Origin of the sequence: Paractinoplanes toevensis, from assembly GCF_018332695.1 — a bacterium.
Taxonomy (GTDB): domain Bacteria; phylum Actinomycetota; class Actinomycetes; order Mycobacteriales; family Micromonosporaceae; genus Actinoplanes; species Actinoplanes toevensis.
The window spans coordinates 17,086-40,611 of sequence record NZ_BOQN01000040.1 but is presented as its reverse complement, the minus strand read 5'-3'; the positions used below and the strand labels follow the sequence as shown (position 1 = coordinate 40,611).

Sequence of the window (23,526 nt, the reverse complement as noted above, 5' to 3'; positions counted from 1 at the left end):
CTAACCGCGGGCGCGTAGGACGTACTTCTGGATTTTGCCGGTGGAGGTCTTGGGCAGGTCGCCGAACGTGACCGTCTTGGGGGCCTTGAAGTGGGCGAGCCTTTCCCGGACGTACTCGATGATCTGGTTCTCGGTGGCGCTCGCGCCGTCCTTCAGGGTGACGAACGCGGCCGGGACCTCGCCCCAGCGCTCGTCCGGCACCGCGATGACCGCGGCCTCCAGCACGGCCGGGTGGTCGGCGATCACCTGTTCGACCTCGACCGAGGCGATGTTCTCGCCGCCCGAGATGATCACGTCCTTGAGGCGGTCGCGGAGTTCGACGTAACCGTCGGGGTGGCGTACGCCCAGGTCGCCGGTGCGGAACCAGCCGTCGGGGGCGGCCGCCGCGGTCGCCTCCGGGTCTTTCAGGTAGCCCAGCATGACGGTGTTGCCGCGCAGCGCGATCTCGCCGATCGTCTCGCCGTCGGGCGGCACGTCCCGTCCCTGCGCGTCGATGATGCGCGGGGTCACCGCGACCATGTTGGCCACGCCCTGGCGTGCCTTCAGCCGGGCCCGGCCGTCGTGGTCGGCGGTGTTCCACTCGGGGCGCCAGTCGCAGATCATCGCCGGGCCGAAGGTCTCGGTGAGGCCGTAGAGGTGGGTGACGTCGAAGCCGAGATCGGCCATCCGCCGCAGGATCGCCGGTGACGGCGGCGCTCCCCCGGTGGCGACCTTCACCACCCGGCCGCCGGGTACGCCGTCGCCGGCCTCGGGCGCGTACGCCAGCATCGACAGCACCGTGGGTGCCCCGTTCAGGTGGGTGACCCGCTCCGACCGGATCAGCCGCCACACCTCGGCCGGATCGACCCGGGGCAGGCACACGTGGGTTCCGCCGGCCGCGGTCACCGCCCACGGGAACGACCAGCCGTTGCAGTGGAACATCGGCAGCGTCCACAGGTGCACCGACGACGGCGACAGCCCGGTGTGCCCGGCCATCGCGAGTGCCTGCAGGTAGGCGCCGCGGTGGTGGTACATGACGCCCTTGGGCCGGCCGGTCGTCCCGGACGTGTAATTGATCGAGAGCAGGCCCCGCTCGTCGGCCGGCGGCACGACCAGGGGCTCGGCGCCGGCGAGCAGGTGCTCGTCGATGCGGATCCGCCGGATCGACGCGGGAAGCCGGCTCACCAGGTCGTCGAACACCGGGTCGTGCACCAGCACGGAGGCTTCGCAGTGCGCCAGGATGAAGGCCACCTCGCCCGCCGACAGGCGGGTGTTCAGCGCGACCAGCGGAATGCCGGCCCAGGGCACGCCGAAATGCGCTTCCAGCAGTACGTGGGTGTTGGGCGCGAGCACCGCCACGGGACGGCCGCCCGCGAGGGGTGCGAGGAGTCCGGCCAGCCGGCGGCAGCGGTCCCGGAACTCCGTGTACGTCCAGCGGCGGACGCCGTCCACCACCGCGATCCGTTCACCGTGCGCGTCGGCGGCACGGTCCAGGAACGACACCGGCGACAGCGGCTCGAACGACAGCTCCATGCGATCGGACCATACGTGACGGCCGCGCACCCTGCCGGGCACGCGGCCGTCCGCGGGAGGGGTCAGGTCGCCAGGAAGGATCGGACCTGGCTGAGCGTGACCGTGTCGGTCAGGTAGCCGATGTGGGTCTGGCACGCCACGTAGTTGTTGGTGGCGCCGCTCAGCACGGTGCTCGTGTACGGGATGATGATGCCGTCACACGGCGAGTACCACGTTCCGTACCTGGTGCTGCCCGGTGTCTCGTCGCCGGAGCTCAGCGTGTTGATGAACGACGAGCCGGGATACATCTGCTGGCAGGTGGTGTAGACCAGGCAGGCGCTGGCGTACGTGGTGCCGTGGTTGGCGCCGGCGATCGAGGCCAGATGCCGCACGTACTGGGCGCCACCGAGCTGCTTGAGATACCACAGGCTGACCAGGCCGCCCATCGAGTGGTTGACGATGTCGACCTGGGCCGCGCCGGTGCGCGACCGGACCTGACTGACGTAACTGGCCAGGCCCTGCGCGTTGGTGATGTTGTTCCCGTAGGAGTTGTACTCGTACGCGAACAGCTCGCTGCTGGAATAGCCGCCGGCCCGGAAGACCGAGATCGCGGTGGTCCAGTTCGAGGCACTGCCGGTGTAACCGTGCACGAAGATCACCGGGGTGCCGGGGGCGGCGGCCGCGGGGACGGCCGGGCTCAGTGCGAGCGCGGCCAGCACGGCGGTGATCAGGACGATGAGACGACGCATGAAACCTCCAGAGGCGTTCGGGGTCTCTGCATCGTCGGTGCATAAAACTAGCCACGCATCGGTGAAATCACCAGTGGTCGCCGGCGGGCCGGACAGCGGGCGAGCCGATGCTCATCCCGCTCGGCAGTCAGTCGTCGTCCTCGTCGTCATCATCGTCGTCGCCGTCGCCACCGGGGCAGGCGGTCAGGCCGAGCAGGGTCGCGGCCGCGCCGGCCGCCAGCAAGGTGGTGCGGCCGAAGAGCGCCCTACGGCTCATCGACGGGGTGGTGTCCGGATCGTCCTCGGCGTGCCGCTTCTGGTCGTCCATCCGGGCATTCTCGCAGCTACATCCCGCCGCGGGAAGCGAACAACGTGTCGAGAACCGCCTTCCGGTCACGTTCCCGGAGAAAACGGCATCGGGCGTACGCCGACCCGCTGCACCTCGCCGATGAGGTCCCAGAGAATGCGCGGTGCGGTGCCGCCCTGGACGGTGGAGACCGTCTTGTGGCGGCCGTCCCGGTAGGTGACGGCGAGCCGGTAGAGGAAGCGGTCGCAGCAGGGGTTGGCCGGCTGGTAGGAGCCGCGCAGCCGGCGGAACTCGGGGCGGGCGGCCAGCCGCAGCGACCGTTCGCCGCCGACGGTGGTGCGGTCGACCACGAACGACTCCTGGCGCCCCGCGAACCCGCCCGACCGTTCGAGCACGATCGCGGTCGCCCGGGCCGGCGCGGTCGCCTGGGCCGGCGCGGCAGCCCGAGGCGGCGCGGCGGCCACCGGGGCGGCCGGCACGAGCGCCGCGATCGAGCACAGGGCGGCGAGCGTGGTGAGGCGTCGCATGGTGTCTCCCGTCCGGCGCCACCATTGACGCCCGGCCGAGGCAACCACACCAAGCCGTCAACTATGCCCTTATTTCGGACAAATCACCCGGAAGAGTCAGTACGATCTTGCCGCGCGCCTGCCCCGACTCGCTGACCCGGTGGGCTTCGGCCACCTCGGTCAGCGGGAAGGCCCGCACCGGCGGGAGCGCGAAACGCCCGGACTCGATCAGCCCGCCGATCTCGGCGAGAATGTAGAGCGCCCGGCCGGAGTCACCCCGGCTGAACCGCACGCCGTACTTCTGGGCCCCGGCGAAATCGGCGACGGTGAGCACGTGCTCCGCGCCCCCGGCCAGCTCGATGAGTTCCGGCAGGACGCCGCTGCCGGCGACGTCGAGGGCCAGGTCGACACCGCCCGGGGCGAGCGCGCGCACCCGCCCGGCGAGGCCGTCGCCGTAGACGACCGGCTCGGCGCCGAGCGAGCGCACGAAGTCCTGGTTGGCCGGGCCGGCCGTGCCGATCACGCGGGCCCCGCGGACCACCGCGAACTGCACCGCGGCACTGCCGACACTCCCGGACGCGCCGTTGACCAGGAGCGTGCCGCCGCTCCGGACGCCGAGCTGGTCGAGGGCCCGCGCGGCCGTCTCGATGGCGGCCGGCAGCGCGGCGACGGACGCGAAGTCGAGCGCCGGCGGGATCGGCGACCAGGCCGACAGCACGGCCAGTTCGGCCTGCGCCGCCCCGTCGCCGCAGACGCCGAACACCCGGTCACCGGCCGCCACGCCCGCGACACCCTCGCCGACCTCGTCGACGACACCGGCCGCTTCGTACCCCATGGTCTGTGGAAGTTCCTGATCCATCAGACCCTTGCGCTTCTTCCAGTCGCTGAGGCTGACCCCGGCCGCCCGCACCGCGATCCGCACCTCCCCCGGCCCGGGATGCGGGTCCGGAAGATCCACGATCTCGAGGACCTCCGGCCCGCCGAACCGACTGAACCGCACTGCCTTCATCGCACGCCCTCCCGGCCTATCCTCCCGAGGCGGGCCGCCCGGATCAGCGGATCGAGTCGATGTCGATCACGAAGCGGTAGCGGACGTCGGACTTGAGCACCCGCTCGTAGGCCTCGTTCACCGCGTCGCCGTCGATGACCTCGACCTCGGGGGCGATGCCGTGCTCGGCGCAGAAGTCGAGCATCTCCTGGGTCTCGGCGATGCCGCCGATGCTCGAACCGGCGAACGAGCGCCGGTTGCCGAACAGCGCGAACACCTGCACCGGCAGCGGCTCGGGCGGGGCGCCCACCGCGACCAGGGTGCCGTCCAGGCGCAGCAGCGACAGGTAGGCGCCCATGTCGACCGGCGCGCTGACCGTGTTGACGATCAGGTCGAACGTGTTCTTCAGCTTCTCGAAGGTGTCCGGGTCGCCCGTGGCGTAGTAGTGCCGCGCGCCGAAGGCCAGGCCGTCGTCCTTCTTGCCGAGGGTCTGCGACAGGACGGTGACCTCGGCGCCCATCGCGGCGGCGATCTTGACGGCCATGTGGCCGAGCCCGCCCAGACCGACCACGGCGACCTTGCTGCCGGGTCCGGCTTTCCAGTGCGACAGCGGAGAGTACGTGGTGATCCCGGCGCAGAGCAGCGGGGCCGCCTTCTCGTACGGGATCGACTCGGGCACCCGCAGCACGAAGTCCTCGTCCACCACGATGTGCGTCGAGTAGCCGCCCTGGGTGATCGTGCCGTCCCGGTCGACCGCCGTGTACGTCCCGGTGTTGCCGGCCAGGCAGTACTGCTCCTGCCCGGCCTGGCAGTTGACGCACTCCCGGCACGAGTTGACCATGCAGCCGACCCCGACCCGGTCGCCGACGGCGTGCCGGGCGACCTCGGCTCCGACCTCGGTGACCGCGCCGACGATCTCGTGGCCGACGGTCTGCGGGTACGAGATCGGACCCCACTCGCCGCGCACGGTGTGGATGTCGGAGTGGCAGATGCCGGCGTAGCGGATCTCGATCAGAACATCGCGCGGCCCCAGGTCGCGCCGCTCGATGGTGGTGCGCACGAGCGGTTCGGTGGCCGAGGGCGCGGCGATGGCGTTGACGGTACGAATGGTGTCCTCCGAAAAGATTTCTACTGGTACGGCAGTGCAGAGTCAGGCCCCGCGCAGCAGCGCGGCCATCTCCGGAAGCTCGAAGAACTCCGCGGTGGCCAGGGCGGACGGGGTGCCGCCGGCCGGGTCGGCACCGGTGGCGAGCAGCGCCTTCACCGTCTCGGCGTTCTGCCGGAAGACCGCGGCGGAGAGGGCGGACTGCCCGCGGTCGTTGACCCGGTTCGGGTCGGCGCCCTGCTCCAGCAGCGCGATGACGGTGTCGACGTGATTGTGATAGGCCGCGAGGATCAGCAGCGTGTCGCCCTTGTCGTTGGTGAGGTTGGGCGGGAGGCCCGCGATGACGTTGCCGATCAGCTCCTCGGTGCCACCGGAGCGGGCCAGATCGAACATGCGATGGGCGAACGCGATCGTCTCTTCATCCAGTTCAGCCACCCCGAAAGCCTACCCACCCCATTATTTGCGACCCTGGGGCGATGCGGATATTGATCGTGACCGCGGGTTCGCGCGGTGACGTCGCCCCGTTCACCGGCCTGGGTCAACGGCTCCAGCAGGCCGGCCATCGAGTGGCGCTGGCCGCCCACGACCGGTTCGCCGGCCTGGTCCGGGACAGCGGCCTGGAGCACCGGAGTCTGCCCGGCGACCCGGTCGAGCTGGTCCGCGCCCGCACGGCGGCACCCTCCCCGGACGCCGCGCGGGAGGTCTTCGCGGCGTTCCTCGACGAGCTGGGCGACGGCGTGCTGGCCGCCACGGAGGCCGGCACCGACCTGGTGCTCACCGCGTTCGGCCCGGCCCCGCTGAGCCGGTTCGCCGCCGAGCGTTCCGGCATCCCGAGCGCCGCCGTCTATCTCGCTCCCGGCGTCCCCACGAGGGAGTTCCCGCCGCCCGGGCTGCCGTCGGACGGCCCGGACGACAACCTCGCCGCGGGCCGGGCGGTGCTGGCCCGGACCGGCGCCCTCTACGCCGGCGTGCTGCGGCGACTGGGCGCCTCGGAAGCGGCGGCGAACCCGCCGGAGGACTGGCCGGTCTTCCACGGCTTCAGCCCGGCGGTGGTCCCCCGGCCCGCCGACTGGCCGGCGGCGGTGCGGGTCACCGGCTACTGGTGGCCGGCCGACCCACCGGTCTGGCAGCCACCGGAACCGCTCGTCGACTTCCTCGCGGCCGGTCCCCCGCCGGTGTTCGTCGGGTTCGGCAGCATGCTGCCCGACCACGACCGGCTGCACGACATCGTCGCGGCCACCGTGCGCCGGGCCGGCGTGCGCGCGGTGGTCCAGGCCGGCTGGGCCGGACTCGGCCCGGCCGGCGACGACATCCTGCTGGTCGGCGACCTGCCGCACGGCTGGCTGTTCCCGCGCACGGCCGCCGTGGTGCACCACGCCGGGGCCGGCACGACCGCGGCCGGCCTGCGCGCGGGTGTCCCGGCGATCCCGGTGCCGGTCCTGGTCGACCAGCCCTTCTGGGCGGACCGGCTGCACCACGTCGGCGTCGCACCCCGGCCGGTGCCGATGCACGAGCTGACCGCCGAAACCCTGACCGACGCCGTACGCTCCTGCCTCGACCGCACGGCCTACCGCGAGCGCGCCGCCGAGCTGGCCCGGCAGATCGGCGCCGAGGACGGCGCCGCCGCCGTGCTCTCCTTCATCGAGCGGCTGGAAGGCTAGGCCACGTACACGTCACCGTCGGCGACGGTCACCTCGCGGGCGCTGCTGGCGCCGGTCAGCAGCAAGCGTGGCGAACGGCGGTGGCCGGTGATCACCTCGATGCGCTGGATCGGCTGCGGTGTGGCGAGGGTCGACTCGCGGTGCCAGGACCGGCCGGGGACCAGGCGGTACGTGTCGACGCCGGTGGCCGCCGGGTCCGGAGTGGCGTACACCCGCCAGGACCGGTCGTCGGCCGGCTCCATATCGCGGACCCGGGCGCCGGTGCCCAGGTCCTGGTGACGCCAGCCGCCACCGCGGTGGTGCACCGCGGCGTGGCCGTGCACCCGGGCCTGCTCGTCGAGCTGCATCCAGACCACGAACGGGGATCGGCCGCCGTGCGTGGCGCCGACCAGGCTGATGTAGTCGGGTGAGCGCGGGTTCACCACCTGAAGGTCAGTGGTGGCGACCTTCAGGTGTTGCTCCTGGCCGGCGTCGTCGACCACGGTGCCCAGGTCGTGTCCGGCCGCCGAGCGGAAACGCAAGGTCGACGGGTTGAACTCGGCGTAGTAGACGTTGCGGTGGTAGCGGTCGTGCAGATGGCCCTCCGGCCCGCCACCGGCCAGGGTCCAGACCATCGCGATGCGATCCGGGTGGGCGAAGTGGCGCAGCTGGCCGATGTAGATCTCGTTCATGTTGTCGGGGCGGCCGAGCGGCGCGATGCACCAGCGGTCACCGGTCAGCTCGGTGGAGCTCTGCCAGGTGCGGCCGTCGTCGACCGACCGGACGTACTTCATCGGGCGGGTGTCGGTGGGGAACGCCGGGTCGAAGTCGCCGGCCGTCTCCCGGATGAACACGAAGATGTGGCCGGACGACGTCTTCACCGGCATCGGGTAGGTCGCGCCGACGCCCGCCGGGATGATCGTGTCGGTCCAGACGCCGGCGATCGAGTGCGGCCGCGGCGACCGGGCCACCCACAGCTCGCGGTTGTGCAGGCCACGGAAGACCAGCAGGTGCCCGTCGTCGGCCTGGATCAGGGTCGGGTAGTTGTGCGAATCGTTGTCACCGCCCGCCACCCGCACCGGCGCCGACCACGTGCGCCGGCGATGGTCGTACTCCTGAACGTAATTGTCCTCCTGGAAGCCGCCCCACGAGATGAAGGTCCGGCCGGCGCGCGGATCGTGCACGCCGCCGGCCACCGGCCGGCGGTCGGTGCGGGCCGCCGACGCCGCCGCGACCGTCACCAGCCCCGAACGGTCAGGGAAGGGAACAAAAGGCAGAAAACCCGCGGCCAGCAGCGTACGGCGTTTCACAGCGTCACCACCACTGCGCTACCGGCTGCCACGGTCAGCGTCAGCTGGCCGGCCTCCACCCGGGCCGATGACGGTACGGGGTGGAAGCGGCCCGCGGCGTCGACCGTCGCGTCCTGGATGGTGGTGGCCTCCTGGTCGAGCCCGGTGCCGGTCATCGCCAGCACCGAGGCGGCCCGATCACGGCCACCGACGGCGAGGGTGATCTCGGCCGGGGCGGTGTCCTTCTGCACCACGGCGATGCGGGTGCGCCCGTCGTTGCCCTTCACGGCGTACGCGGAAATGTTGTTGGTTGAATTGACCGTGACCGGCAGGAACCGGCCCGAACCCAGCTGCCTCGTCATCCAGATGCCGTAGTAGATCGGCATGACCTTGTACTGCTGGGCCAGCTCGTAGGCCTTGCTGGACGCGCAGATCGGGGTGTAGCGCTGGAATTTGCCGTTCCAGATCGGGTCGTTGCAGACGCCGAGGCCACCGTGGATGTTGACGCCGGCCATCCCGGCCTGCGCCATCGACAGGCCGTAATCGATCACCCAGAGGGCGGACGCGTACTTGTTGCTGACGCCGTCGACACCACCGCTGTACGCCGAGTTGGCCTCGTCCACCCGCATCGGGAGACCGTTCGCGGTGGCCGCGGCCAGGTTGCTCGACACCGCCTTGAGCTGCGCGGTGATCTGGCCGGGCGCGAGCATCCGGTCGATCGTGATGTCCGGGCCGGACGCGTACTGGTGGACGGTCAGCATCGACATCCGGGCGTGTTCGTCGGCGGCCAGCGACGACGCCCAGGAGGATGACGTGCCCGCCGTGTCGGGGCCGGCTATCCGGCCGTGGCCGACGACGTCGGCGCAGGCGGACCAGTCGGCGTGGTACTGCGGGTAGGCGAAGCCGGGCGGGCGCAGCGCTTTACCCTCCCACTGGTCCGGCTCGTTGCCGCATTCCACTGCTACCAGGCGTTTGCCGAGGATGCGGTCCATGGTTCGGACCTGGTCGGCGGCCAGGGCCGGGTCCCAGCGGCCCACGTTTACGCCTACCTCGGCCTTCCAGTTGGTGGCGTCGAGGAGGCTGCGCAGCCGTTTGAGGTCGTTCGGGGTGACTATGTCCTCGACCCAGGCCGGTTTGGGGTCGGGTGGGGTCTGTCCGGCGGGGACCCAGAGGGTGTCGCGGTCGAGGGTGTTGCCGCCGATGCGCAGGTTGCTCGGGCCGAGCGTGCGCATCAGCTGGGTCATGTTGCCCTTGGCCGGGTCGAGATTGCCGATGCCGAGCTCCCGCATCTCGAACGAGAGCCCGACGGCGTCGGCGGCGAGGCGCCCACCCGGATGCGCGGAGTCGACGGAGACGGTGACAGCCGCCCCAACGTTCGTGGTTTCGGCGTGGACTGGGGCTGCTACGCCGAGGATGGCGAGACCGGCGGCGGTCAGGGCCGCTGCTCTTCGGTACACGGTTGGCTCCTTCATGCGACCGCGGCGGCGATCGCGGCGAAAAGGTCCTGGCGCCAGGCGGGGGCCAGGCCCAGGTGGTAGAGGCTGAAGCGGCTCGCGCCGGCGGCTTTGAGGGCCTGGACGTGCGGGGCGAGCGCGTCGGGATCCATCGGGTGGAGCAGGGTCACGTAGGCGTCCACCGGACGGCCGTGGGAGACCGCCTGCCGGACGAGTTCTTCGGAGGAGAGTGGCCAGCACGGCACGAGGAGGGCATCCACGTCCGAGGCGGCGGAGGCGGTCAGGCCCGGCGACGGACCGGTCGCCCACGGGTCCGGGTGCGCGTGCAGCGTGACCGGCAGGGACGCCGGCAGAGCGGCAAGCACTTGAGCACGCAGCAGGTCGGTGTGCCGATGCCGGACCGCCAGCAGCGCGGACAACATCTCGCCGGACGGCGTGCCCGCCCGCGACGCTGACGGCACGTCGCCGGAGCGCGTTCCCGCTCGCAGCGCGGCCACCACCTCGGCCGGGTCGAGGCCGTCGGCCGTCCAGGCCTGCTGGCAGGCGGTGCAGCAGCAGATGGACAGCAGGCGCGCGGTTGCCGGGGACCAGGCGCCGTCGGTTTTCTCGTGGTGGCCCAGGTGGGTGACGCCCATCTGGCCGCAACCCTCCAGGGAGACGCCGTCCAGGTCCAGGTCGTGGACCGCTTCCGCGGCCAGGGTGGCGGCGTGGTCGCGCACTTCGGCATGGGCCGGGCACAACGCGTACGGATATGGCTCGCCGAAGCAGTTGACCACCGCGACGTCCGGTCGTCGCGTCCCCAGCCGGGTGTTGTGGGTCAGCACGATCCAGGCCGTCACCTCGTGGCCGGCTCGTTTGAGGATTGTCGCGGCCTCGCCGAAGGAGTCGGGCGAGGAGACCCAGGACGGTGCGAGCGGTCGCAGGTCCTGGCCTTTCCAGGCGGACGGGCGTACGGGGCGGTAGAGGGCCGCCCACCGGGCGTCGACGATCCGGTGCTCGGGGTGCATCGGGGTCGCGGCCCGGGTGGAGTGGTAGGTCGCGGCCAGCGTGACCCGCCGCGGCGCTCGGGACAGGAAGCCGGGGTCGCCGAGGACGTCCCACGGGTAGGCGTGGCCGCTCACCATCGTGGCCGCCGCTTGACGTAGCCGGGCTCGAACCGTTGCCGGTACGACGTGTCGTCGCGTTCGCGGATGCCGCAGTGCAACCAGTTCTCGTGGAGCCGGGCGAGCGCGTCCTCGTCGAGGGTCACGCCCAGGCCGGGTGTGTCGGGCACGGTGGCGGCTCCCCCGGTGATCTCGAGCGGCGCGGTGACCACGTCCACGCCGGACTGCCATGGCGTGTGGGTGTCCACGGCATAGGTCAGGTTTTGCACGGAGGCGGCGAGGTGCGTCATCGCGGCCAGGCTGATGCCGAGGTGGCTGTTGGAGTGCATGGAGACGCCCAGGCCCCAGGTGCGGCAGATCGCGGCGAGTTCGGCGGAGGCGCGCAGTCCGCCCCAGTAGTGGTGGTCGGCTAGCACGATCTGTACCGAGCCGCGCCGTACCGCCTCGGGCAGGTCGGCGAACGCGACCACGCACATGTTGGTGGCGAGCGGCATCGGGGCGAGCGCGGCCACCTCGGCCATGCCGGCCAGGCCGCCGGTGGGGTCCTCCAGGTATTCGAGGAGTCCGTCGGTCTGCCCGGCGACCTTGATCGAGGTCGCGGGGGTCCACGCGGCGTTGGGGTCGAGCCGCAGCGGCAGTGCGGGGAACGCGTCACGCAGCGCCCGGATCGCGTCGATCTCCTGGTCCGGCGGGAAGACGCCGCCCTTGAGCTTGATCGACTCGAAGCCGTATCGGTCGATCATCGTCCGGGCCTGGGCCACGATCCCGGCGGGATCGAGGGCCGGACCCCAGGCGTCCGGTGCGGCGCCCGGGTGGCCGGCCCATTTGTAGAAGAGGTACGCGGAGAACGGCACCCGGTCGCGCACCTTCCCGCCGAGCAGGTCGTGCACCGGCCGCCCGACGGCCTGGCCCTGCAGGTCGAGCAGCGCGACCTCGAACGCCGACACGACTCGGGCCAGGGTCTTGGCCGCGGTCGAGTCGCCGGTGAGCCCATGCCGGTCGGGTGAGTCGACGGTGCCGATGGCCGCGGCGACCCGCCTCGACAAACCGGACAGGTCATAAATATCCAAGCCGTCGAGGGACGCTGCGGCCGCCGTCAAAAGCGATAAATGCCCCATGTCCCCGTAGGTCTCGCCGAGGCCGACAAGACCGGAGGAGGAGGAGAAGACCTGGATCACCGCTCGCAACGCCCACGGCTCGTGCACCCCGGCCGAGTTCAGCAGCGGCGGATCGGGAAAGGCGACCGGCGTGACCTGGACCGACCGTACCGAAAGAATTGTCATCCTTTGATCGCTCCCGAGGTGAGGCCGCGCATGAACTGGCGTTGCAACGCCAGGAACACCACGACGGACGGCAGCAGTGCGAGCAGCGCCGAGGCGATCAGCACCCCGGTGCCCACCTGTTCGTCGGCGCGCAGGCTGCGCAGCGCGAGGGCCAGGGTGAACTGTTTGGCGTCCTGGGCGACCAGCAGCGGCAGGATGTACTGGTCCCAGATCATGGTGAAGCCGAAGATGCCGAGCACGCCGAGCGCGGGCCGGCAGACCGGCAGGATCACCGACCAGAAGATGCGCACGTCGCCGGCGCCGTCGAGGCGGGCCGCCTCCTCGAGTTCGATCGGCACATCCCGCATGAACTCGGTCATCACCAGGATGGCGAACGCCCACGCGCCGACCGGCACGATCATGCCGGCCAGCGTCCCGACCAGGTTGACGTGGATGATCGGCACGTCCGCGAGCACCAGCGAGAGCGGGATCGCGAGGATCTCTTCGGGCAACATCATGGTCGACAAGATCAAGAGCAGGACGAGGCGTACGCCGGGGAATTGCTTGCGGGCCAGGGCGTACGCGGCGGAGACGCTCACCGCGATCTGGAGCAGCAGTCCCCCGCCGACCACGATCAGGGAGTTGGCGAGGTACCGCAGAACGCCCTGATCGACCGCTGCCCGGAAGTTGTCCAGGGTGAGGTCGTGCGGCACCAGGGAGAGCTTGGTCGGGTCGGTGACCCGGCCGAACGCGCTGACCAGCAGAGCCACCAGCGGCCCGGCGAAGATGAAGATCGCCAGGGCGTACAGCGCGAATTTGATGATCCGGCCGATCGGCCCGCGGACCGCGCCGAGGCCGAGGGCGGTGTCGAGTTGTTTCATGACCGCCGCCGCAGCAGCTGGGCGAGCAGCGTGAGCAGGATGGTGGCCGCGAGCAGGAGCATCGAGCCGGCCGCGGCGATGCCGAGCTCGTTGCGTTCCAGTCCCAGCTTGTAGACGAGGGTCATGACCACCTCGGTGGAGCCGTTCGGGCCGCCGTTGGTGAGCAGGAAGATCTCGGTGAAGACGCGCAGCCCGCGGATCGCGGCGAGGGTGACGACGATGGCGAACACCGGTCGCATCGCCGGGAACGCCACGTGCCAGAGCCGGCGCAGCGGTCCGGCGCCGTCGGCCGCGGCGGCCTCGTAGAGGGTGCGGTCGACGCCGGCCAGGCCGGCAATGAAGATCATCATGTCGTACGGGGCACCGCGCCAGATTCCGACCGCCATCACCGACCACAGCGACGTGTGCGGGGAGTCCAGGTATTGCCCGGGTCCGAGGCCGATCCAGCCGAGCACCGAGTTGAGCGCGCCGTCGGGGGCCGGGTAGTAGATGATCCGCCACAGCGCGGCGACCACGGCCATCGCGGTGACGGTGGGGAGGAAGACCGCGGTGCGCACGATCCACAGGTGCCGGGCGGTGCCCTCGAGGAGCAGGGCCAGGGCGAGCCCGACCACGATGGAGCCGACCGTCTCGCCGACGGCCAGGACGATGGTGTGCCCGGCCGCGGCCCGGAACGCGTCGTCGCCGACCACGGCCCGGTAGTTGTCGAGTCCGACCCAGCGGTCACCGAGGTAGGGGCGCACCTCCTGGAAGCTCATGCTGATCGCGCGGGCCATCGGCACGAACTTGAACAGCGTGAAGAGGATCAGTGCGGGTGCCAGCCAGAGCCATGCACCGGCGTGCCGGAACCGCCTGCCCCGGCGCGCCACCGGTGCCGCCTCTCGGTGGGCCGGCGGCGCAGCCAGGGTGGCGGTCACGCCTTGGCTCCCTGCTTGGTCAGCTCGGCGTCAAATGTCTGGGCGAGCTTGTCCAGTGCGGCCTTCGGGTCGGACGCGCAGTCGGCGACGATGGCGTTGAGGGTGTCGGCCGAGGCCTGCCGGAACGGGGTCCAGTCCGGCACCACCGGGGCGTAGCGGGCGCCGTTCTGGTAGATGTCGGCGAACAGCTGCCAGCGGGTGTCCTTGCGGACCGACGCCATGTCGACCTTCGCGTTGACCGGCAGGCGCACCACGTTGCCGTCGGTGTCACCGGCCATGCCGAGGGTCTGGCCGTCGACCGACATCGCGTACTCGGCGAATTTGGTCTGTCCTTCGGGGTTGGCCGAGCCGGCCATCAGATAGACGTTCTCGCCCTCGGCGAGCGAGACGCTCTTGCCGCCCGGTCCGGCGGGCAGGGCGACCACCTCGTACTTGTCCTTGCCGAGGTTCTTGTCGAAGCGGGCCATGTTGTACGGGCCGGTGAAGTAGATGCCGCCCTTGCCGGTCTCGAACAGCGGGTGGGCCTGGGTGGTCTCGGCGGTCACCGAGCCGGGCACGACGCTCTTGTCGGTGCAGAACTGCTTCTGGAACTCGGTGGCGGCGGCCAGCGACGGGGCGCTGTTGATGGCCGGGGTGAACTTGCCGGTGTCGCCGGTGAGGTAGTCGCCGCCGGCCGACCACAGGAAGCTCGCGAAGTACCAGGAGGCGTACCCGCGCTTGGTGGAGGCGGGGATGACGTAGCCGTACGTGTCGGGCTTGCCGTTGCCGTCGGGGTCCTTCGTGGTGAAGGCGGTGGCCAGGGCGTCCAGGTCGGCCCACGATTTCGGCAGTGGCAGGCCCACCTTCGCGCGCCAGTCCTTGCGGATGAAAAGGGCGAAGGACTGGGCCGAGAACGGCACGCCGTAGATCTTGCCGTCCGCGCCGGTGGCGGCCTGCCACGACGCCGGCGTCAGATCGGCCTGCCCGGCCAGCGCGTTGCGGTCGACCTCGCGCACCAGGCCCTGCTTGACCAGGCCGCCGAGCCGGTCGGTGTCGTTGATGACGACGTCCGGCAGTTTCTTCTGGGCGGCCGCCTGCTGAAGCTTGGTCTCGAAGTCGTCGAACAGCGCGGTGACCTTGGTGGGCACGCCGGTCTTGGCGGTGAACGCGGCCGCCAGCTGCTGATCGGTCTTCTCGGTGTTGGAGCCGGGCGGCTTGCGGACCCAGATCTGCAACTCGGCCTTGGCATCGGCCTGCGGGCTGTCGTCGCCGCACGCCGCGAGACAGCCGGCCGCGACGACGGCGGTCACCGCCAACGCCAGCACTCTCCTACGAGACACGTGCCTGCCTCCTGTCTATATATGTGGACGCATGTTTCGTGTGTGTCATGCGAGTAGGGACAAGCTAGCTGCCGGTATGATGGCCGTCAACACTCTGGAAACAATCCTTCGTAATGGTGGGTATCAATGCCTCGGGCTCGCACGCAACCCGTCCCGGCAACTCTTGACGGATCAGCAACGATCAACGACGCCTCACCGGTGAAATCGGCCGAGCGCACCGTGAAGATTCTCGAGACGCTGGCCGCCTCGCCGACCCGGCTCACCCTGTCCGAGCTGCAGGAACGCATGGGCTACCCGCGGTCGAGCCTGCACGCCCTGGTGCGCACGCTGCGCGAGCTGAAATGGGTGGAGGCGGACGAGACCGGCTCGGCGTTCGGGGTGGGGCCGCACGCGCTGCTGTCCGGCACCGCCTACCTGGACCGCGACCCCGCGCTGCGGTTCGCCCAGGAGACCCTCGAGGATCTGCGCGGCGAGATCGGCTACACGATCCACTACGCCCGGCGCGACGACGCGCACGTGCTCTACCTGGCCAGTCGCGAGGCCCGCGACTCGGGCGGCCGGGTGTCCCGGGTGGGCCGCCGGCTGCCGGCCCACGTGACCGCGCTCGGCCAGGCGCTGCTGGCCGAGCTGACCGAGGCCGAGGTCGACGAGCTGCTGCCGTTCCAGCTGGAGGCCCTGCAGCCGCGCAGCATCGTCGGGCGGGCCGCGCTGCACGAGGAGCTCGACGTGGTGCGCAAGCGGGGCTGGGCGTTCGAGCGCGAGCAGAACACCGAGGGCGTGGCCTGCGTGGCGGCCGCGGTGGGCTACCGCATCCCGGCCACCGACGCGATCTCCTGCTCGATGCCGGCCGACCACGCCACCCCCGGCCACGTCGAGGAGGTGGCCGACGCGGTCACCCGGCACACCGCCGCCCTCGCTCGCCGTCTGCGCCACGAGGGCATCCGCTGACTCTCCGCAGGTAGTGACCCGAACGAGTGGTCCCGCGGCGTGCGCCGTTTCCCTCCTCGGCATCCGGGAAGACGCAAGATCGTGATTCGTGAACTGGCGCTCCCGGTGGTCATCGTGGCCCTCGTCCTGCCCGCGGCCGGATGTGAGGAAAGGGCAACGGCCACTGCCGCCGTCGTCGACAACCAGGCCCAGCAGGCGTGCGACACGCTGGCGGCCGGTTACCCGAAGTCGCCGACCGTCGCCAAGCGCCTCGCCCTGGCCGACCGGGTCTACCGGTGGTCCGCCCGCAGCGACAACCCGGCGATCGCCGACCAGGGCTCGGCCGTGGGACACGCGGCCAACGACAGCGACCGCTCCTGGCGCCAGGCGACAGCGCGGTTCCTCAAGATCTGCCGGCAGGCCGGCTGGAAGTCGCGATGATCCGCCGGCGCCGCGGCCGCCCGGCCCGGCCGTGGCGCCGCGCACGATGACGGCCGTCAGCCCATGCGCCGGCCCAGGGGCCAGTCGCACCACCAGGCGCCGACGCGGTTCAGCTCGGGGTCGCCGTCGAAGTCGGGCTCGCCGAACTCGGCGATGCGCTCCGCCGCGTACACCTCGGCGTCGTCCTTCGGGAAGTAGCCGATCTCCTCGCCCTCGGCCAGCGACCACCAGCGGCGGGTGTTGCGGCTGACGCCCCAGATGATGCGGAAGCCGGGGCTCGGCGCCGACAGGCAGGCTTCGACCAGGCGGGCGCCGTCGTCCGGGGACAGCCAGGTGGCCAGGCCGCGGTTCTGCGGCGGAGTCGGGAACCACAGACCGATCCGGACGCAGATCACGTCCAGGCCGAACCGGTCGACGTAGAGGCTGGCCAGGGACTCCACGGCCGCCTTGCTCCAGCCGTAGAGCGTGTCCGGGCGGGGCGGCAGAGCGGCGGGCAGGCCGTCGGGATAGGTGGCGGCGTCGCGCACGTGGAAACCCGCCGCGTGCGACGACGAGGCGATCATCAGTCGCTTGATGCCCTGGCGGCGGGCGGTTTCCAGCAGGTGGTAGGTGCCCAGCGCGTTCGATCGCAGGACCTCGCCGGCGTCCGCCTCCTTGCTCTGCCCGCCCAGGTGGACGATCGCGTCGACGCCCTCGCACGCGGCGGCCACCGCGTCGGGGTCGGCGAGCGAGCCGAGCACCGTCTCCTCGGCGCCGGCGCCGTCGATCTCGGGCGGGTGGACCAGGTCGAACAGCCGCAGCACCCGGCCGTCGGCGACCAGCCGGGACCGCAGTGACGTGGCGACCTTGCCCGCTCCGCCGGTGACCAGGATTCGCATCGAAGCTCCCCTCTGTGTGGCCGGGAGCCTAACATCCGCGTACATAAATGGAACTTGACCCGTCCTTCGCTTTTTTCTACCTTGGAGACTATCCAGCTCCTAGATTGGCATACACATATGTGGACGATCGGCTTCATCGGCCTCGGCGTCATGGGCGCACCGATGGCGGACAACCTGGTGAAGGCCGGGTTCGACGTCGTCGGGCACACCCGGCGACCGGGTGGGACCGACCGCCTGGTCGCCGCGGGTGGCCGCAGCGCGGGGTCGGTCGCGGAGGCAACGCGGGGTGCGGACGCGGTGATCACGATGCTGCCCGACTCCCCCGACGTGACCGCGGTCGTGCTCGGCGCCGACGGCGTGCTCATGCATGCCGACCCCGGCACGCTGATCATCGACATGAGCACGGTGCGGCCGCAGACCGCCCGGCTGATCGCGGCCGCGGCCGACGCCGCCGGCCTCGCGGCGCTGGACGCCCCGGTCTCCGGCGGCGAGCAGGGCGCGATCGAGGCCGCGCTCTCGATCATGGTGGGTGGTACCGACGCCGCCTTCGCCGCGGCCCGGCCGGTGTTCGAGGCGCTCGGCACCACGATCGTGCACGTCGGGCCGGCCGGCTCCGGCCAGATCGTCAAGGCCGCCAACCAGCTCGTCGTGGCCGGCACCATCGAGCTGGTCGCCGAGGCGATCGTGCTGCTGGAGGCCAGCGGCGTCGACCCGGCGCTCGGCCTGGAGGTGCTCGGCGGCGGGCTGGCCGGCAGCACGGTCCTGGCCCGCAAGGGCACCGCGATGCTGGAACGGCGGTTCAAACCGGGGTTCCGGGTCGACCTGCACCACAAGGACCTCGGGATCGTGCTCGACGCGGCCCGCACCGCCAAGGTCGCGCTGCCGGTCGGCGAGCTGGTCGCGCAGCTCATGGAGGCGGTCCGCGAGCTGGGCAACGGCCACCTCGACCACGGCGTGCTGCTGCGCGGCGTCGAGCACCTCTCGGGCCTGTCCCGATGAGCGGCCCGAACGACCGGCCCGCACCCGGCGGCCCGCACGACCGGCCCGCACCCGGTGGCCCGCACGACCGGCCGGCGGCCGGCGGCCTGCGCGCTCGGCTGGTGGCCGGTGACACGCTGTTCGGCACCTTTCTCGGGCTGGGGTCGGCGCTGGCCACCGAGGCGTGCGCGGTGGCCGGCTTCGACTGGCTGCTGGTCGACCTCGAGCACGGCGGCGGCGACGAGCGGGCGCTGCTGCACCAGCAGCTCGCCGCCGAGGCCCGCCGGGTGCCGATGCTGGCCCGAGTGGAGTCGGCCGAGCGGATCCGCACCGGGCGGCTGCTCGACGCCGGGGTGGCCGGCGTGATGTTCCCGCGCCTCGACTCGGCCGCCGACGTCCGCGCGGCCGTCCGCCACCTGCGCTACCCGCCGGAGGGCGACCGGGGCGTCGCCACCTACAACCGGGTGTACGACTTCGGCCTGCGCCCCGAGGGCCTGGACACCGCGAACGACGGGGTGGTCGGGATCGTGCAGATCGAGAGCCGCGGTGCCCTGGCCGCGACCGCGGAGATCGCCGCCGTACCCGGGGTGGACGTGCTCTTCGTCGGCCCGCGCGACCTGTCCACCGACCTCGGCTGCGCCGGCCGGTTCGACGCCCCGGAGTTCGTCGCGGCGCTGGACCAGGTGCTCACGGCCGCGAAGGACGCCGGGATCGCGGCCGGCATCCTGGCCGGCGATCCGCAGCAGGCGGCCGCCTACACCGCCCTGGGTTTCCGCTTCGTCGGGGTCGGCTCGGACGCGTCCCTGCTGGCCCGCTGCGCGACCGAGGTGGTGCGGCAGCTGCAACATTCCTGCAAATAGAATCCATTGACTTCGATCAATTGGTCTACCTACCTTCGGGGCAGCCGGAAAGGCGCGCCTTATTCGAAGGAATCAGCATGGCCAAAAATCGATGGATCATCATTGCGGCCGTCGTTCTGTTGAGCGCGGCCGCGACCGTTCCCGCCTATGCCGACACACTGTTCGGCGACAATTTCGACGACGGTAATGCGACCGGCTGGAGCACGAACGGCGGCTCCTGGTCGGTGGTCACCGACGGCTCCCCCGCCTACCGGCAGTCCAGCACCGGTGCCAACGCGCGGGCCCTGGCCGGCGACACCTCCTGGACCGACTACACGGTCACCGCCCGGGTGCGGCCGATCGCCTTCGGCGCGAGCAACCGCACCGCCGGGATCGCCGCCCGGGTCCGGGCCTCCGGCGAGTACTACGCGCTGGTCCTGACCGGTGCCGGCACGACACAGCTGCAACGGGTGTCGGGCGGGTCGGCCACCGTGCTGGCGACGGCCGCGGTCACCGGCACCACGCTCGCGCTCACCGTGCGAGGTTCGGCCCTGACCGGCTCGGTCGACGGCACCGCGGTCGTCCGGGCGGTGGACGCGACCTACTCCGGCGGGCGGATCGGGCTGGTCGCCTCGTACGCCAGCGCCTCCTTCGACGACGTCGTCGTCGACACCGCCGCGCCCGGCCCGGGGCCCACCCCGACCACGTCGCCGCCCCCTCCGGGCGAGTGCCGGGTGGCCGGCACGCCGGCCGGCTTCGCCACCGGCACCACCGGCGGCGCGGGCGGGCCCACCGTGGCCGTCGACACCGCCGCCGAGCTGCTGGCCGCCATCGCGACCAGGGGGCCGCTCACCGTCTGCGTCAGCGGCACGATCACCCTGCCGGCCGGCATGTACGACGTGACCAGCGACAAATCGATCGTCGGGGTCGGCGCCACGGCCGGCATCACCGGCGGCGGGTTCAACATCGGGCTGCCCGTCTCGGACGTGACGACCCCGCCCGCCGACGCCGTGCACAACGTGATCGTGCAGAACCTGTCGTTCCGCAACGCCAGCGACGACTCGATCAACGTGCAGATGTTCTCGCACCACGTCTGGATCGACCACAACGACCTGGCCCAGGGGTACGACGGGCTGATCGACATCAAGCGCGGCTCGTCGCTGGTCACGGTGTCCTGGAACCACACTCACCACCACACCAAGAACATGCTGCTCGGGCACGACGACGGCAACGGCGCGCAGGACACCGGGCGGCTCAAGGTGACCTATCACCACAACTGGTTCGACGCGACGCCGCAGCGCAATCCGCGGGTGCGTTTCGGCGAGCCGGTGCATATCTACAACAACTATTACTTCTACACCACCGACACCGGAGTGGCCTGCCAGAACATGGCCGGTTGCGTGGTCGAGGGCAATTACTTCGAAGACGTCGAAGAACCGATCACCAACACGTACGCCGGGCCGGCCGGCCGCTGCGTCGCGCGTAACAACGTCTTCGTGGGTGAGTCGGGTGCGCCCGTCTGCAGCGGAACCGTCCAGGAACCATCCACCTACTACTCGTACACCCTGGACGACCCGAACGCGGTGAAGTCGATCGTCACCGGGGGCGCCGGAGTGGGGAGGATCTGATGCACGCACTGCTCGCAATTGTTCTCGCCGCCGTCCCGGTCAATGCGGCCTCGAGCGCCGCGGACGGCTTCGCCACCGGCACCACCGGCGGGGTCGGCGGCGCCATCGTCACCGTCGACACGACCGACGAGCTGCTCGCGGCGATCGACACCGTCGGCCCGCTGATCATCCAGGTGAGCGGGACCATCGCGATCACCAGCAAGCAGGGTGTCCGGCCGAACAAGACGATCGTCGGGATCGGCTCGACCGCGACCATCACCGGCGGCGGCTTCGACTTCTACAAGTCGTCCAACGTCATCGTGCGCAACCTGACCTTCGCCGACGCCGAGGACGACGCGGTCAACGTCGGCCAGCAGTCGCACCACATCTGGATCGACCACAACACGTTCGTCCGCCCGGTGGACGGCTCGGTCGACATCGTGCGCGGCGCCGATTACGTCACCGTCTCCTGGAACCACTTCGCCGGCACCGACAAGAGCATGCTGATCGGCCACTCCGACGGCGCCTCGTCCACCGACGTCGGCCATCTGCGGGTGAGCATCCACCACAACTGGTTCGACGGCTCCCGGCAGCGGCATCCCCGGGTGCGCTTCGGCGACCCGGTGCACGTCTACAACAACTACTTCGACGACAACGAGCTGTACGGGGTGGCCTCCACCATGAACGGCGGCGTCCTGGTGGAGGGCAACTACTTCGCCGGCGTCCCCTACCCGTGCTTCTCCACCAGCGGTTACGCCGACAGCGCCCCGGGCCGGCTGGTGCAGCGCAACAACATCTTCACCGCGTCCGGAGCGTGCGAGGCGGGCGGCACGGTCACCGAGCCGGGCACGTACTACGCCTACACCCTGGACCCGGCGGCGTCCGTACCGTCGCTGGTTCAGTCGGGAGCCGGCGCCGGCAGGCTGTGACGCGTCCGGGTGATCGGTGGCCCCCGGGAGGGTGACAGGCTTTCCGGGGGCCACCGATCACCGGCAATATCTGCTGAGTCGCTTGGGGAGCTTCGACCGGAAGAGCGGAGGGTGACGGCGATGACTGCGGCAGCGGTGGACTACGTCGCCGCGGGCAGCTACGACGAGGTGCGGGCTGCCCTCGCGGACGGTGACGCGTCGGTGCTGGCCGGCGGGCAGAGTCTCGTCCACGACCTGGCCCGGCGCACCGCGCTGCCGCGCCGGCTGGTCGACATCAACCGGGTGACCGAGCTCGCGACGCTCACCGAGACGGACGGCGTGCTGCGGGTCGGCCCGCTCGTCCGGCACCGGGTGTTCGAGTCATCGGCCGTCGGCGGCGCGCTCGGCGACCTGCTGCGCCTGGTCGTCCGCAACATCGGGCATCCGCCGGTCCGGGCCCGGGGCACGATGCTGGGCAGCCTGGCGTACGCGCACCCGGCCGCCGAATGGCCGGTCATGGCGGTGACCGTCGGCGCCGACATCGACCTGACCGGCCCGGACGGGACCCGGACGGTGGCCGCGGAGCGATTCTTCACCGGGCCGTTCACGACGGTGCGCCGCCCGGAGGAGCTGCTGGCCGAGGTGCGCCTGCCCGTCCTGCCGGCCGGCACCGGCACGGGCTACGCCGAGGACCGCCGCGGCCCCGGCATCTACCCGGAGGCGGCCGTGCTGGCCGCGGTGACCGTGGTGGACGACGTGATCACCGCGGCGGCGATCGGCCTGGTGAACGCCGGCCCCTGCCCGATCCGCGCGCGGCAGGCCGAGCGGGTCCTGATCGGTACCTCGTTCTCGGACAGCGCCATCATCGCCGCGGCCGACGCGGCCGTGCGCCTCGACGCGGAGTTCGCCCCGCATGCCCTGCGGGCGCTGACCCGCCGGGCGTTGACCCAGGCCCGGGAGGGCACCTAACGCCGCTGGGGCGCGTACTCGCGAGCTTGGTAGCGCTCCGGGGCGGCCCGGGCCACCGGCGGCTTTCTCCGCCGCCGCGCGACGAGCACCGCCGCGACCAGCACCACCGCTACCAGGGCCACCGCTACCGACGCCGCCGCGACCGGCCATCCCCAGCGGCCCGGGCCCGGCCCGGCGGTGATCTCGGCGGTGATCCAGTCGCTGATGGTGTCGATCCGGGCGCTGTCGTCACCACCGGTGTGCGGACAGCTCGGGCCCGAGCTGACCACCGCGACCAGCACCGGGCTCTGGCCCTTCGGCTGGCGGAAGTACGGTCCGCCGGAGTCGTGCCGGCACGGGCTGGTGTCCGGGTGCGGGGCACGGCCGGACGTCTCGATCAGCGCCGGGCCGATGTGGCCGACGGTGAACTGGCCGGTCTGCAACCGGGTCGCCGGGCTCTCGTCGCTGTCGGCCAGCAGCCCGAAACCGGCCAGCCGCACCACCTCGCCGGGAGTGGGCGCCTCGGTGGCGATCCGCAGCGGCGTGATGCCGGTGACCTCCTCGTCCAGCTCGGCCAGGGCCACGTCGGTGCGGTCCGACTGCTTCACCGCGATGACCTCGACCACCGTGCCGCCCGTACCGTTCAGCCGGGTGCGGCCGATCGTCGCGGTGGTGCGGCGGGCCACCGGGCGGCTGACGCGCTTGCCGTCGCCGTCCCGGAAGCAGTGCCCGGCGGTGATCACCCAGCGGGGTGCGATCAGCGCGCCCGAGCAGGAGCTGTCCCGGGTTCCACCACCGTCGGCGGGCAGGCCGGTCATGGTCAGCAGGGCCGCGAACGGATAGGCCCCGTCGCGCGCGTTCTGGCCGTTCGCGATCGCCGCGGCGGGCCCGCCGGTCCCGGCCACCCCGGCCACCGCCGCCAGCAGGACCACCAGGCTCCTGAGCAGAGTCTTCGACACCTGAACCACGGTGCTGATCCGGCCGTCAGGCGACCGTCATCGGCGTCCTTA

Annotated in this window: 24 protein-coding genes; 8 read left to right on the top strand and 16 right to left on the bottom strand. The window is 71.5% G+C overall.

The window, feature by feature from the left end:
- The 7 genes from Ato02nite_RS14740 to Ato02nite_RS14710 form a co-directional block, all read right to left on the bottom strand.
- Positions 1-1,512: an acyl--CoA ligase family protein gene (locus Ato02nite_RS14740; protein ID WP_213007068.1), complete on the bottom strand. Its 1,512-nt coding sequence runs from the start codon at positions 1,510-1,512 to the stop codon at positions 1-3.
- Between the two features lie 62 nt (positions 1,513-1,574).
- Positions 1,575-2,240 carry an esterase/lipase family protein gene (locus Ato02nite_RS14735; protein ID WP_213007067.1) on the bottom strand — a complete coding sequence of 222 codons (666 nt, stop codon included), beginning with the start codon at positions 2,238-2,240 and terminating at the stop codon, positions 1,575-1,577.
- Between the two features lie 127 nt (positions 2,241-2,367).
- A complete protein-coding gene (locus tag Ato02nite_RS14730; protein ID WP_213007066.1) occupies positions 2,368-2,547 on the bottom strand; it encodes a hypothetical protein in 180 nt (59 codons plus the stop codon).
- A gap of 65 nt (positions 2,548-2,612) precedes the next feature.
- The gene (locus tag Ato02nite_RS14725) at positions 2,613-3,053 is read right to left on the bottom strand and encodes a protealysin inhibitor emfourin (RefSeq protein ID WP_213007065.1); all 441 of its coding nucleotides are present in this window, start codon (positions 3,051-3,053) and stop codon (positions 2,613-2,615) included.
- A gap of 61 nt (positions 3,054-3,114) precedes the next feature.
- Complete coding sequence (locus tag Ato02nite_RS14720; RefSeq protein ID WP_213007064.1) at positions 3,115-4,041, bottom strand: NADP-dependent oxidoreductase; 927 nt, start codon at positions 4,039-4,041, stop codon at positions 3,115-3,117.
- A 43-nt stretch (positions 4,042-4,084) separates the two neighbouring features.
- Positions 4,085-5,128 carry an NAD(P)-dependent alcohol dehydrogenase gene (locus Ato02nite_RS14715; RefSeq protein ID WP_213007116.1) on the bottom strand — a complete coding sequence of 348 codons (1,044 nt, stop codon included), beginning with the start codon at positions 5,126-5,128 and terminating at the stop codon, positions 4,085-4,087.
- A 42-nt stretch (positions 5,129-5,170) separates the two neighbouring features.
- Entirely contained in the window at positions 5,171-5,518 is a 348-nt protein-coding gene (locus Ato02nite_RS14710; protein ID WP_213007115.1) for an ankyrin repeat domain-containing protein, read from the bottom strand.
- An 83-nt stretch (positions 5,519-5,601) separates the two neighbouring features.
- On the opposite strand from Ato02nite_RS14710, the gene Ato02nite_RS14705 reads away from it, so the two are divergent.
- Complete coding sequence (locus tag Ato02nite_RS14705; RefSeq protein ID WP_213007063.1) at positions 5,602-6,786, top strand: glycosyltransferase; 1,185 nt, start codon at positions 5,602-5,604, stop codon at positions 6,784-6,786.
- Here Ato02nite_RS14705 and Ato02nite_RS14700 read toward each other — a convergent pair.
- Genes Ato02nite_RS14700 through Ato02nite_RS14670 form a run of 7 tightly spaced genes read right to left on the bottom strand, consistent with a single transcriptional unit; the run spans position 6,783 to position 14,990 of the window.
- Positions 6,783-8,075, bottom strand: a complete 1,293-nt coding sequence (locus tag Ato02nite_RS14700) for a BNR-4 repeat-containing protein (RefSeq protein ID WP_213007062.1) — start codon at positions 8,073-8,075, stop codon at positions 6,783-6,785. The two genes, Ato02nite_RS14705 and Ato02nite_RS14700, sit on opposite strands and share 4 nt — an antisense overlap.
- A complete protein-coding gene (locus tag Ato02nite_RS14695; protein WP_213007061.1) occupies positions 8,072-9,511 on the bottom strand; it encodes a glycosyl hydrolase family 79 C-terminal domain-containing protein in 1,440 nt (479 codons plus the stop codon). Before Ato02nite_RS14695 ends, Ato02nite_RS14700 begins: the two co-directional genes overlap by 4 nt.
- 11 nt (positions 9,512-9,522) lie before the next feature.
- A complete protein-coding gene (locus Ato02nite_RS14690; protein ID WP_213007060.1) occupies positions 9,523-10,632 on the bottom strand; it encodes a hypothetical protein in 1,110 nt (369 codons plus the stop codon).
- Positions 10,626-11,894: a glucarate dehydratase family protein gene (locus Ato02nite_RS14685; RefSeq protein ID WP_213007059.1), complete on the bottom strand. Its 1,269-nt coding sequence runs from the start codon at positions 11,892-11,894 to the stop codon at positions 10,626-10,628. The genes Ato02nite_RS14690 and Ato02nite_RS14685 overlap by 7 nt, the downstream gene beginning before the upstream one ends.
- A complete protein-coding gene (locus Ato02nite_RS14680) occupies positions 11,891-12,754 on the bottom strand; it encodes a carbohydrate ABC transporter permease (protein ID WP_213007058.1) in 864 nt (287 codons plus the stop codon). Before Ato02nite_RS14680 ends, Ato02nite_RS14685 begins: the two co-directional genes overlap by 4 nt.
- Positions 12,751-13,671, bottom strand: a complete 921-nt coding sequence (locus Ato02nite_RS14675; RefSeq protein WP_246606931.1) for a carbohydrate ABC transporter permease — start codon at positions 13,669-13,671, stop codon at positions 12,751-12,753. Before Ato02nite_RS14675 ends, Ato02nite_RS14680 begins: the two co-directional genes overlap by 4 nt.
- The gene (locus Ato02nite_RS14670) at positions 13,668-14,990 is read right to left on the bottom strand and encodes a sugar ABC transporter substrate-binding protein (RefSeq protein WP_213007057.1); all 1,323 of its coding nucleotides are present in this window, start codon (positions 14,988-14,990) and stop codon (positions 13,668-13,670) included. The genes Ato02nite_RS14675 and Ato02nite_RS14670 overlap by 4 nt, the downstream gene beginning before the upstream one ends.
- 126 nt (positions 14,991-15,116) lie before the next feature.
- Between Ato02nite_RS14670 and Ato02nite_RS14665 the strand changes: the two genes are divergently transcribed.
- Positions 15,117-15,938 carry an IclR family transcriptional regulator gene (locus Ato02nite_RS14665; protein ID WP_213007056.1) on the top strand — a complete coding sequence of 274 codons (822 nt, stop codon included), beginning with the start codon at positions 15,117-15,119 and terminating at the stop codon, positions 15,936-15,938.
- Positions 15,939-16,019: 81 nt separating this feature from the next.
- Entirely contained in the window at positions 16,020-16,358 is a 339-nt protein-coding gene (locus Ato02nite_RS14660; protein ID WP_213007055.1) for a hypothetical protein, read from the top strand.
- A gap of 56 nt (positions 16,359-16,414) precedes the next feature.
- Here the strand turns inward: Ato02nite_RS14660 and Ato02nite_RS14655 are convergent, their stop codons facing one another.
- Positions 16,415-17,236 carry an NAD-dependent epimerase/dehydratase family protein gene (locus Ato02nite_RS14655; RefSeq protein WP_213007054.1) on the bottom strand — a complete coding sequence of 274 codons (822 nt, stop codon included), beginning with the start codon at positions 17,234-17,236 and terminating at the stop codon, positions 16,415-16,417.
- 117 nt (positions 17,237-17,353) lie between these two features.
- On the opposite strand from Ato02nite_RS14655, the gene Ato02nite_RS14650 reads away from it, so the two are divergent.
- From Ato02nite_RS14650 to Ato02nite_RS14630, 5 genes are all read left to right on the top strand, one after another.
- Entirely contained in the window at positions 17,354-18,235 is an 882-nt protein-coding gene (locus tag Ato02nite_RS14650) for a 2-hydroxy-3-oxopropionate reductase (protein ID WP_213007053.1), read from the top strand.
- The gene (locus tag Ato02nite_RS14645) at positions 18,232-19,074 is read left to right on the top strand and encodes an HpcH/HpaI aldolase family protein (RefSeq protein WP_213007052.1); all 843 of its coding nucleotides are present in this window, start codon (positions 18,232-18,234) and stop codon (positions 19,072-19,074) included. The genes Ato02nite_RS14650 and Ato02nite_RS14645 overlap by 4 nt, the downstream gene beginning before the upstream one ends.
- A gap of 77 nt (positions 19,075-19,151) precedes the next feature.
- Positions 19,152-20,681: a pectate lyase family protein gene (locus Ato02nite_RS14640; protein ID WP_213007051.1), complete on the top strand. Its 1,530-nt coding sequence runs from the start codon at positions 19,152-19,154 to the stop codon at positions 20,679-20,681.
- Entirely contained in the window at positions 20,681-21,589 is a 909-nt protein-coding gene (locus Ato02nite_RS14635; RefSeq protein ID WP_213007050.1) for a pectate lyase family protein, read from the top strand. Before Ato02nite_RS14640 ends, Ato02nite_RS14635 begins: the two co-directional genes overlap by 1 nt.
- Positions 21,590-21,709: 120 nt before the next feature.
- A complete protein-coding gene (locus tag Ato02nite_RS14630) occupies positions 21,710-22,537 on the top strand; it encodes an FAD binding domain-containing protein (RefSeq protein ID WP_213007049.1) in 828 nt (275 codons plus the stop codon).
- Here Ato02nite_RS14630 and Ato02nite_RS14625 read toward each other — a convergent pair.
- Positions 22,534-23,475 (bottom strand): S1 family peptidase, encoded by a 942-nt coding sequence (locus Ato02nite_RS14625; protein WP_246606927.1) that lies wholly within the window; start codon positions 23,473-23,475, stop codon positions 22,534-22,536. The two genes, Ato02nite_RS14630 and Ato02nite_RS14625, sit on opposite strands and share 4 nt — an antisense overlap.
- Positions 23,476-23,526 lie beyond the last annotated feature (51 nt).